This window comes from Catelliglobosispora koreensis DSM 44566, from assembly GCF_000379685.1.
In the GTDB taxonomy this organism is placed as follows: Bacteria; Actinomycetota; Actinomycetes; order Mycobacteriales; family Micromonosporaceae; genus Catelliglobosispora; species Catelliglobosispora koreensis.
The window spans coordinates 1-1,608 of sequence record NZ_KB903275.1 but is presented as its reverse complement, the minus strand read 5'-3'; the positions used below and the strand labels follow the sequence as shown (position 1 = coordinate 1,608).

Sequence of the window (1,608 nt, the reverse complement as noted above, 5' to 3'; positions counted from 1 at the left end):
CCTATGCCCGACAGTCATTTCCCGGCCCGGACCTGGACCCCGCAACTGGTCCCGCCACCACCAGCGACCGCAGGGCCAGAATGCCCCGCCGCAGCATTGCTAACCCAAATCGGGCGCGGCGACGAATCCGCGTTCGCCAGGCTCTACGACCTTGTCATCGGCCGGGTGTACGGGCTGGCCCGCCGGGTCGTACGCGACCCGCAAATGGCCGAAGACATCACCCAGGAAGCCATGACCGAAGTGTGGCGCTCAGCGGCCCGGTTCGACCCAGCCAAAGGCACCGGCACCGCCTGGATCCTGACCATCACCCACCGCCGCGCCGTCGACCGGGTCCGCACCGAACAAGCCCACACCGACACCACCACCCGCCTGCGTGAACACGCCGACGTCCCCTACGACGAAGTCAGCGAACACGCCGGCGCCCGCATGGAATCGGCGCACGTGCGCCAGTGCCTGGCCGGGCTGACCGAACTACAGCACCAGGCCATCGCCCTGGCCTACTACCAGGGCCTGACCTACCCGCAAGTCGCCACGCTACTGGGCGCGGCCCTGCCCACCATCAAATCCCGCATGCGCGACGGCCTGGCCCGGCTGCGTGACTGCCTCGGTGTGGAGGTCAACCGATGAGCACCATAGACGTTCATACCCTGTCCGGCGCCTACGTCCTGCACGCCCTGGACCCACGCGAAGAACGCGCATTCACCAAACACGTGACGACATGCACCTCATGCGCGATCGAAGTCGCCGAACTGTCCGAAGCGGTCACCCGCCTGGCCGACGACACCTGGGCCATCGCCCCCGCACGGCTGCGCGCACAGGTCATGCGAGAGGTGCGCCGGGTGCGCCAGCACGCCCCCACCGTTGCCGCGCAACGCCACCGGGGATGGCAATGGCTGGTACGCCAGTGGCAGTGGATACCCCGCCCAGCCCTCGCAGCCGCCCTGGCCGCCGTCGTCTTCGCGGCCACCGGTGCCACGGTCTCCTTCGCCGTGCAGGCACGCCACGCCAGAACCCAGCTGGCCGCCGCACAAGCAGACACCGCCCAAACCCTGGCCATCCTCACCGCCCCCGGCACCAGCATCCGCACCACCACAGTCACCGGCGGCGGATCGCTCAGCGTCGCCGGATCGCCGCACCAGCCACAGATTCTGATCATGCTCGCCGCAGCCGAGCCACCACCCGGCAAGGTCTACCAGCTGTGGACCATCATCGGCGGAACCCCGGTATCTGCCGGTGTCCTGCAACCAGGCCAGCACACCCTCACGGCCATCACCGCCGCCCGTACCGGCACCATCGTCGGCGTCACACTCGAACCACCAGGCGGATCACCCACACCCACCCTGCCGATCGCAGCCCAAATCCCGGCCGCCTGACCTGCTGGCAGTTGTGCAGGGGCTGCCCCACACCAGTGCCGGATCCAGATACCCCCCCCACTCAATTTGCTCGGAGGCGAGCATTTTGAAAGGCTTGCGCGCTGGTGGGCCGAAGTCATCGATGGAAGCGACGAAGCCCCTCGCATGGCCCTACGGCGCAGGGACTCCGGCATCAACGTCTCGCACGCAGACCAGACAACCGATACGTGCATATCCAGCCCAATGTGTCGACCTC

2 protein-coding genes are annotated in these 1,608 nt (G+C 68.0%); both read left to right on the top strand.

Features of this window, described 5'->3' with window-relative positions:
- The first annotated feature begins 3 nt into the window (after positions 1–3).
- Complete coding sequence (gene sigK / locus A3E1_RS0125545; protein WP_020523635.1) at positions 4–627, top strand: ECF RNA polymerase sigma factor SigK; 624 nt, start codon at positions 4–6, stop codon at positions 625–627.
- Entirely contained in the window at positions 624–1,373 is a 750-nt protein-coding gene (locus A3E1_RS0125540) for an anti-sigma factor (protein WP_020523634.1), read from the top strand. Before sigK ends, A3E1_RS0125540 begins: the two co-directional genes overlap by 4 nt.
- Positions 1,374–1,608: the final 235 nt, after the last annotated feature.